Annotated in this window: 4 protein-coding genes; 2 read left to right on the top strand and 2 right to left on the bottom strand. The window is 73.4% G+C overall.

Going from position 1 to position 9,075, the window contains the following annotated elements:
• Positions 1-172: 172 nt before the first annotated feature.
• Positions 173-1,414 carry an amidohydrolase family protein gene (locus AC559T_RS06510; RefSeq protein WP_498868094.1) on the bottom strand — a complete coding sequence of 414 codons (1,242 nt, stop codon included), beginning with the start codon at positions 1,412-1,414 and terminating at the stop codon, positions 173-175.
• Positions 1,415-1,644: 230 nt separating this feature from the next.
• Between AC559T_RS06510 and AC559T_RS06515 the strand changes: the two genes are divergently transcribed.
• Together AC559T_RS06515 and AC559T_RS06520 are read left to right on the top strand one after the other, a co-directional pair.
• Positions 1,645-3,114 (top strand): type I glutamate--ammonia ligase, encoded by a 1,470-nt coding sequence (locus AC559T_RS06515; RefSeq protein ID WP_498868096.1) that lies wholly within the window; start codon positions 1,645-1,647, stop codon positions 3,112-3,114.
• A 258-nt stretch (positions 3,115-3,372) separates the two neighbouring features.
• The gene (locus AC559T_RS06520; protein WP_112105506.1) at positions 3,373-6,756 is read left to right on the top strand and encodes a pyruvate carboxylase; all 3,384 of its coding nucleotides are present in this window, start codon (positions 3,373-3,375) and stop codon (positions 6,754-6,756) included.
• 267 nt (positions 6,757-7,023) lie between these two features.
• Here AC559T_RS06520 and AC559T_RS06525 read toward each other — a convergent pair whose 3' ends face one another.
• Positions 7,024-8,577 carry a bifunctional glycosyltransferase family 2/GtrA family protein gene (locus AC559T_RS06525; RefSeq protein ID WP_498868095.1) on the bottom strand — a complete coding sequence of 518 codons (1,554 nt, stop codon included), beginning with the start codon at positions 8,575-8,577 and terminating at the stop codon, positions 7,024-7,026.
• Between the last annotated feature and the right edge of the window lie 498 nt (positions 8,578-9,075).

Consider the following 9,075-nt stretch of genomic DNA (forward strand, 5'->3'; position numbering starts at 1 on the left):
CACGGCCAACGCGGACGTGAACGCGGCATGCAACATCGCGGCTGGACGGGCCGTGACCGCGCGGGGAGGGGCGACGTCGGCCGCGCCCGCTAACCGCGAACCTCAACACTCCACACCTCCTCTGGTGGGTGTGTAGGAGTTGGAATCCCCCGCGTTCACGCGGGGGAGGACGTCAACAATCCTCAAGCGTAGCGGGAGCCGGCGCGGTGACCCGGGGACCGCTCGACCGGCCGGAGGAACGCGACGACGTGACGGCGGTCGTCTCGCGCCCCGGCTCCGAGAGGCGGTAGATGCGCCGGGCGTTGCCCGCTCCGATGAGCTCGGCGACGCGCCGGGCGTCGTCGTCGGTCCAGTCGCCGTCCGCGATGCCGTCGCCGAGCACGGTGGACAGGGCCTGCCGGAACAGCCGCGCGCCGAGCAGGTAGAGCTCGGCGAGCCCGAACGCGTCGGTGGAGAACAGGAACCTGCTGAACGGGGCGAGCTCGAGCGCCTCGGCCAGCAGCGCCGGGGCGCGGCGCCCGACGTTGTGCACGGCGAGCCCGACGTCCAGGTGGACGGTCGGGAAGACCTGGGCCAGGTACCCCGCCTCCCGGTGGTAGGGGTAGCAGTGCAGCAGCATCACCGGCACCCCGGTCGGCGCGAGGGCCCGCAGCAGGCCGGTGAGCAGCAGCGGGTTGCACCGGTGCAGGTCGAGCTCGGCGTCGCCGTACCCGACGTGGATCTGCACCGGCAGGCCGGCGTCCACGCCCGTCCAGATCAGGAACGCGTGCAGCACCGGGTCGGCGAGCCGGATGGGGACGCCGCGGCGGATCAGGCCGAGCCAGTCGCGGACGGCGGCCGCGACCTCCCGGTCGGTGGGGCGGGTCGCCGGCAGGTCGAGGCCGACCCGGTAGGCGGCGACCGACTTGAGGCCCACGGTCGTCGGGCTCGCGCCGGTCACCCGCTCGCGGACGGTGTCGGCGAAGTGGGTCACCCCGAGCTGGCCGGTGAGGATGTCGACCGCCAGCGCCTCGGCGAGGCGCTCCAGCCGCAGGATGTCGTGGCCCGTCCCGCCGCCGGCGGTGGCGAGCTCGGTCGCCGACGTCAGCGGCTCGGGCAGGTAGCCGGCGTCGACGCAGAACGCGCCGATGCCGGCGGCACGTAGGAAGCGCCGGTTGACCTCCTCGACGCCGAGCTCCCGGCGCCGCGCGAGGTAGACGTCCGGCGCGGCGTGCCGGGGCAGGTCGAGGACGGGGGCGCACCAGCGGCGTACGGCGAACCCGATGTGGCTGTCGAAGAGGGTCGCCCCGGCCGGGCCCGGCTCGTCGGCCTCGGTGAGCATCCGCTCGAAGTCGGGGCGGTCGAGGTCGCGCAGGAGCAGCCCGTGACAGTGATGATCGACCAGGGAGAGGCTCTCCACGCACGGCAGCACCACATGATCGTGCCCGTTTCACTGCCCGCGCATGCCTGCTGACGGAGGTTAGTCGGCCACCGGCGTCCACCGTCAGTCACAGCCTGTGGATAACTTGTGGATTAATGCCCTCGGTCTGGGGACAACCGAACCGCGAAGCCAGCATGTCCGCTGTCTACCGGGGATTTCGGGTGTACCCGCCTGTGGACGGTGTCGGTGTGCGACCGGGCCTGTTCTCGGGGATCATGCTGGTCATGAACCACCACGCGGCTGAGTCGGTGGCGGCCGAACTGGCATCCCGGGACGTCGTGGCGGTCGCGCTCACGTGGGTGGACAACGCCGGCATCGCCCGGATGAAGGGCGTGCCGGTGAGCCGCCTGGCCCACGCGGTGACGCACGGCGTGGGCGCGTCACCGACCTTCGACGCGTTCCTTGTCGACGACTCCACGCTCGTCACCCGGTACGCCGGCGGACCGGTCGGTGACCTGCGCCTGCGCCCGGACCTCGGCCGGCTCACCCGCCTGCACGCACAGCCCGGCTGGGCCTGGGCGCCGGCCGACCGCTTCGACCTCGCCGGCCGGCCGCACGCGCAGGACTGCCGGGCCTTCGTCCGTGCCCAGACCGCGCGGCTGGCCCGGCGCGGGCTGCGCTGCCGCGCCGGGTTCGAGATCGAGTGGACGGTCTCCCCGGCCGGCCGGGACGACTTCGCCCCCGCCTGCTCCGGGCCCGCGTACGGGATGACCCGGGTGGTCGAGCTCTCCGACTACCTGCGGGATCTGGTCGTCGCCCTGACCAGCCAGGAGATCGCCGTCCTGCAGATCCATCCGGAGTACGCCGCCGGGCAGTTCGAGGTGTCGGTCGCGGCGGAGGACCCGCTCGGGGCCGCCGACACCGCCGTGCTGACCCGGGAGACGGTGCGGGCGGTGTCCCTGCGGCACGGGCTGCGGGTCTCGTTCTCGCCCAAGGTCCTCGCCGGCAGCGTGGGTAACGGCGGTCACCTCCACCTCAGCCTGCACAGCGACAGCGACGGGGACAGCGACAGCGACAGCGACGGGGACGGCGACGGGGACGGCGACGGCGGCCGCGCCGGTGAGGTCCGTCGCTCCGGCACCGGCGGGACGAGTCTGATGTCCGGCGGGACGGGACCGTACGGCCTCACCGCGCCGGGCGAGGCGTTCGTCGCGGGCATCCTCGGACGGCTGCCCGCCCTGATGGCTCTCGGTGCCCCGAGTGTGGCCTCCTACCTGCGCCTCGTGCCGTCGCACTGGGCCGGGGCGTTCGCGTGCTGGGGCCTGGAGAACCGGGAGGCCGCGATCCGGCTGATCGTCGGGGCCGAGGGGGAGTCGGGGACGGCGAACGTCGAGGTCAAGTGCTTCGACCTGGCCGCGAACCCGTACCTGGCCGTCGGCGGAGTGCTGGCCGCCGGGCTCGCCGGCCTGGAGTGCCTCGATGATCCGCGCCGGGCGGGCGCCGCCGTCCTGCCGGAGCCGGTCGGGTGCGATCCGGCCAGCCTGGACGGCTCGGAGCTCGCCCGACGCGGGATCCGCCGGCTGCCGACCGGGCTCGGCGAGGCGGTCGCCGCCTTCGAGGCGGACGAGGTGCTGCGCGACGCCCTGGGCACCGAGCTGCACGCGACGCTCGTCGCGGTCCGCCGCGGCGAGATCGAGCTGTTCGCCGGAGCGGATCCGGCCGAGATCGCCGACCGGCTCCGCTGGCGTTACTGAGCCGCCCTCCGGTGTTTCCGGGCCGATCGGTCGGCGTCGGGCCGGGCGCGGCGACCGCGCCCGGCCGGTGACGCAGCGCGTGTGGACGGTTCCGTGCCTGACGGCGTGGTTGGGTACCACCGAGTCACAGGTAGGCAAACCCATGCCCTCGGGTGGCGTCACATGTCACGACCTTTGGCGCCCGGCGGGGAATCCGCCCAGAATTGGCGGACCTCGGTCTGTGTGAGACGTATCGCCGACGTTCGTGAGGAGCCGCGCGTGCGCAAGGTACTGGTGGCAAACCGCAGTGAGATCGCGGTTCGGGTGTTCCGGGCCGCGCACGAGCTCGGGTTGCGGACGGTGGCCGTCTACACCCCCGAGGATGTCTCCGCGCTGCACCGCACGAAGGCGTCCGAGGCCTACGAGCTGTGCGAGCCGGGTCATCCGGTGCGTGGCTACCTCGACATCGACGCGCTGTTGCGGGTCGCCAAGCAGGCGGACGCCGACACGCTGCACCCGGGTTACGGGTTCCTGTCGGAGTCGGCGGTGCTGGCGGAGGCATGCGCGGCGGCTGGCGTGACGTTCGTCGGCCCGCCGCCGGCTGTGCTGCGGCTGACGGGTGACAAGGTGGCGGCCCGTAACGCGGCGATCGCCGCGGGGCTGCCGGTGCTGCGGGCCTCGGAGCCGCTGCCGGACGGCGTCGGCGCGCAGGAGGCCGCGGCCGAGGTCGGGTTCCCGCTGTTCGTGAAGGCGTCGGCGGGTGGTGGCGGGCGCGGGCTGCGCCGGGTGCTGCGTCCGGAGGACCTCGCGGAGGCGGTGGCGAGTGCGTCGCGCGAGGCGGCGGCCGCGTTCGGGGACGGCACGGTCTTCCTGGAGCAGGCGGTGGAGCGGCCGCGTCATGTCGAGGTGCAGGTCTTCGCCGACAACTACGGGAACGTGATCCACCTGTTCGAGCGGGACTGCTCGGTGCAGCGCCGGCACCAGAAGGTCGTCGAGATCGCCCCGGCGCCGGCGCTGGACGAGTCGACCCGGGACGCACTGTGTGATGCCGCGGTGCGCTTCGCCCGTCACGTCGGCTATGTGAACGCCGGGACGGTGGAGTTCCTCGTCGGGGCCGACGGCGCGTTCACGTTCATGGAGATGAACCCGCGCATCCAGGTCGAGCACACGGTGACCGAGGAGGTCACCGGTGTCGACATCGTCGCCGCGCAGCTGCGGGTCGCCGCCGGGGAGAGCCTGACCGACCTGAACCTCACCCAGGACGCGATCGCGCTGCGGGGCACCGCGATCCAGTGCCGGGTGACGACCGAGGATCCCTCGGACGGCTTCCGCCCCGACACCGGGACGATCACCTTCTACCAGTCGCCGGGCGGGCCCGGGGTCCGCCTCGACGGCGCCACCTACCCGGGGGCGGAGGTCAGCCCGTACTTCGACTCGCTGCTGGTGAAGCTGACCGCGCGTGGTTCGACGCTGGAGAAGGCGTCCCGGCGCGCCCGGCGGGCGCTGGGCGAGTTCCGGGTCCGCGGCGTGCGCACCAACATCGAGTTCCTCGGCCGGCTGCTCGAAGACCCCGACTTCCTGGCCGGCGGGGTCACGACCTCGTTCATCGACGAGCGCCCCGGCCTGGTGAACGCCCTCGACGACGGGGACGCGACGAGCCGCATGCTGGCCCGGCTGGCGGAGAGCACGGTGAACGGGCATGCCCGTCCGGCGGGGGTCGCCCTGACGGAGCCGCGCACGCTGCTCCCGCCGCTGCACCCGACCGACACCCCGGCGGCCGGGTCGCGTCAGCTCCTGACCGAGCTGGGGCCGGCCGGGTGGGCGGCGGACCTGCGGGGGCGGACCGCGCTGGCGGTCACCGACACCACGCTGCGTGACGCGCACCAGTCGCTGCTGGCGACCCGGCTGCGCAGCTTCGACATCCTGGCCGCCGCGCCCGCGCTCGCCGAGCTCACCCCGAACCTGCTGAGCCTGGAGTGCTGGGGTGGGGCCACCTACGACGTCGCGTTGCGCTTCCTCGCCGAGGACCCGTGGGAGCGCCTGACGGCGGTGCGGGCGGCGGTGCCGAACATCTGCCTGCAGATGCTGCTGCGCGGGCGCAACGCCGTCGGCTACACCCCCTACCCGGACGACGTCGTGCGCGCGTTCGTCGCCGAGGCGGCGGCCGCCGGGCTCGACATCTTCCGGATCTTCGACGCGCTCAACGACATCGAGCAGATGCGCCCGGCGATCGCCGCCGTGCTGGAGACGAACGCCGTCGCCGAGGGCACCCTGTGCTACACCGGCGACCTGACCGACCCCGGCGAGCGGATCTACACCCTCGACTACTACCTGCGCCTGGCCGACCAGCTCGTCCAGGCCGGCGTGCACGTGTTGGCGATCAAGGACATGGCCGGGCTGCTGCGCCCGGCCGCCGCCCACGCGCTGGTCGCCGCGCTGCGGGAGCGCTTCGACGTACCCGTCCACCTGCACACCCACGACACCGCCGGTGGTCAGCTCGCCACCCTGATCGCGGCCAACGAGGCCGGGGTGGACGCCGTCGACGCGGCGGCCGCGCCGATGTCCGGCGGCACCAGCCAGCCGAACCTCTCCGCCCTGGTCGCCGCCACCGACCACACCCCGCGGGCCACCGGCATCCGGCTCGGCGCGCTGTCGGCGATGGAGTCGTACTGGGAGGCCGTGCGCGATCTCTACTCGCCGTTCGAGGCCGGGCTGCGCGCGCCGACCGGGGCGGTGTACCGGCACGAGATCCCCGGCGGGCAGCTCACCAACCTGCGCCAGCAGGCCATCAGCCTCGGCCTCGGCGACCGCTGGGCCCAGGTCACCGAGTGCTACGCGATCGCGAACGACCTGCTCGGCAAGCCGATCAAGGTCACCCCGACCAGCAAGGTCGTCGGTGACCTGGCGCTGTTCATCGCCGGCGGCTCGGTGGACGTCGACCGGCTGCGTGAGCATCCCGAGGAGTACGACCTGCCCGCCAGCGTCCTGGGCTACCTGGCCGGCGAACTCGGCACACCCCCGGCCGGCTTCGCCGAGCCGTTCCGGGAGCGGGCGCTGGCCGGCCGCCGTCCCGAGCCGCCCGCGGCCACCCTCGCCGCCGAGGACGCCGCCGCGCTGGCCGAGCCCGGCGCCGGCCGGCGGGCGGCGCTGTCCCGGCTGCTGTTCCCCGGCCCGTGGAAGGACTACCGCAAGGCCGTCGCCACCTACGGCGACTCCTCGGTGATCCCCACCGAGGCGTTCCTGTTCGGCCTGGTCCCCGGCCGCCCGGCGAGCGTCATGCTCGAACCCGGAGTCGAGATCATCGTGACGCTGGAGACGGTGGGCGAGCCGGACAGCGCCGGCATGCGCACCCTCTACCTGCGGGTCAACGGCCAGCCCCGCCCGGTTCGGGTCCGCGACAACTCGATCAAGGCGACGGCCACCGCGGCCCGGCGCGCCGACCCGTCCGACCCGACCCACGTCGGCGCCGGCCTGCCCGGGATCGTCACCTTCGCCGTCGCGGCCGGCGACGAGATCGAGAAGGGCCAGAAACTCGCCGTGGTCGAGGCCATGAAGATGGAGGCCGCGGTCACCAGCCCGGCCGCCGGGAAGATCGCCGAACTCGTCCGCTCCAGCGGCGAATCGGTCGAGGTCGGCGACCTTCTCCTGATCCTGCGCCCCTGACGGCACGTTGCCCGCCGCACTACCCCGTAGCTAGTCGATCTTCATAGGTTAGGGGCTTATCCTCAGGCCGAGGCTGTGATCTTGAAAGCTTAGGAGTTTTCCTGCGACGCGCACCGAGGCCAGGCCCTGGCCGCCGAACCTCGGTGCGCCGGCCCGAGACGGGCGTCGCGCCGGAACCTTCCACGCCTACCACCCCGACCCGCTGATTTCGAGCTCCTGATCACCGCCGAGCGGGGGTTGGCCAGCACCCGGTGGGACACCCGCGCCTCAGAGCTGGTGCGCGCCGTGCCCGGAGCGGCCCGAGCGGCTCGGGCCGTCGTCCGCTGACCGGGTCGCCCCACCGGCCGGGCGGCGCAGCCGGGACGGGTGGAACACCCAGGCGCGCATCAGCAGGAACCGGACCACCGTCGACGCCAGGTTCGCCAGCACGAGCACGCTGACCTCCGGGAACCGCCCCGGGGAGTCGCTCGCCGCGTGCAGCGCGGCCAGCGAGCCGCTGGTCAGGAGCAGCCCGATGGCGAAGACGAACAGCCCCTGCAGGTGATGGCGGCCGGCGTCGCCGCGGCCGGTGACCCCGAAGGTGAGCCGGCGGTTGGCGGCCGTGTTCGCGACCGCCGTCACCAGCAGCGCGATCAGGTTCGCGGCCTGGGCCCCGGTCGCGGTGCGCAGCAGCACGAACAGCACCAGGTAGGCCAGTGTGCTGGCGATCCCCACCCCGGCGAACCGCAGCAGCTGCCCGGTCAGCCCGGCGGGCACTCCGATCACCGTCGCCCGGTTGCCGGCCGCTCCGGACGCTGCCGCTCCGGCCGCCGCTGTTCCGGGAGCTCCGGCTCCGGGAGCTGCTTCGGGGGCTCCGCCTGCGGCCACTCCGCCTCCGCTCGTGGTCGTTCCGGGCCCGGTCGTTTCGAACCGGGCCGGCTGGTCCGTGTCCGCGCCCGTGCTGGGCGTCCAGGCCAAGGGAGCGCGCCCGAACTCGTGCCGCAGCTGCGCGACGGGCAGCGCACCCGTCCCGAGGGCCCGGGCGAGCCGGGCGACGCCCTTCAGATCCGCCATCGCGGTCGCGAGGACGTCCACCCGGCTGTCGGGATCGTCGACCCAGTCCACCGGGACCTCGTGGATGCGCAGGCCGCACCGCTCGGCGATGACCAGCATCTCCGTGTCGAAGAACCATCCGGTGTCCTGGACCAGCGGCAGCAGGCTCGTGGCGACGTCCGCGCGGATGGCCTTGAAACCGCACTGGGCGTCGGTGAACCGGGCGGCGAGGGTGCCGCGCAGCAGCAGGTTGTAGCAGCGCGAGATCACCTCCCGCTTCGGGCCGCGCACGACCCGGGACGACCGTGAGAGCCGGGTCCCGATCGCGAGGTCGGAATGCCCCGAGATCAGCGGGGCGACCAGGGGGAGCAGCGCGGCCAGGTCCGTCGATAGATCGACGTCCATGTAGGCCAGGACGGGTGCGGCGGAGGCGCCCCAGGCGGTACGCAGCGCCCGGCCGCGTCCCTTCGCCTCGAGGTGGATCACCGAGACCTCGGGCAGCTCGCCCGCCAGCGCGCGGGCGATCACCAGTGTCGTGTCGGTGCTGGCGTTGTCGGCGACCGTGATCCGGAACGGATACGGAAAGGCCCCCCGCAGGTGGGCGTGCAGCCGGCGCACGCAGGGAGCCAGGTCGTTCTCCTCGTTGTAGACCGGGACGACCACGTCGAGCACGGGCTGGCCGGCCGGGAGCAGTCCGGCCCGCGGCCTGGGCACCAGGTCGGTCCGTTCCGCCGTCACCGCGTGGGAGCTGGTCACCCTGCCGCCGCTGGTCCTGGCATCCGTCGTCATGTTGTTCACGGTCCGCCCAGGGCCTGTGCCCGGCGTGTGCCATCCCTGTGCCCCCGCTGTGAGACCAGCCCCCCGGGCTGGGCCGGGCCGGGTTGGGCGTCTCGGTGCGCCGGCCGTCGGCGGGCCTCGGTTTGGCGGTGGAGGCCTCGGGTCCGTTTTGGTGCTCGGCTACTCGCCGTTTGGTTTCTTTCTCGCCGTTTCAGGGGGCATTCCCGGCGAAATTCGCTCTGAAAGGGCGAGCGAGATGCGAAACGGCGAGCAGGCCACCCCGATGTGCGGGGTTTTTGTCCGATAGGTGACGGTCTGACCTCGTCGTGGTGGTGCGGGCTGTGGCTCCGCTGCTCGTGAGCGCGGGACCGCCCCGACACCTGGCTTGCTGTTCGTGAGGGCGGGACCGCCCCGACACGCTGGCTGGAGTGGGCCCCGCTCCCCGCCCCCCGCTCCCCGTCTCCCTGGACCGGGCACAACGATGTGTGGCGGGTGGGTGAGTCCATACCC

It is taken from the genome of Frankia sp. Hr75.2, from assembly GCF_949319125.1.
In the GTDB taxonomy this organism is placed as follows: Bacteria; Actinomycetota; Actinomycetes; order Frankiales; family Frankiaceae; genus Parafrankia; species Parafrankia soli.

What these genes read in the sequence shown, in the direction of transcription:
- AC559T_RS06515 (WP_498868096.1), top strand. Translation starts at nt 1,645, where the DNA reads ATGAACCACCACGCGGCTGAGTCGGTGGCGGCCGAACTGGCATCCCGG.
- AC559T_RS06525 (WP_498868095.1), bottom strand. Translation starts at nt 8,577, where the DNA reads ATGACGACGGATGCCAGGACCAGCGGCGGCAGGGTGACCAGCTCCCAC.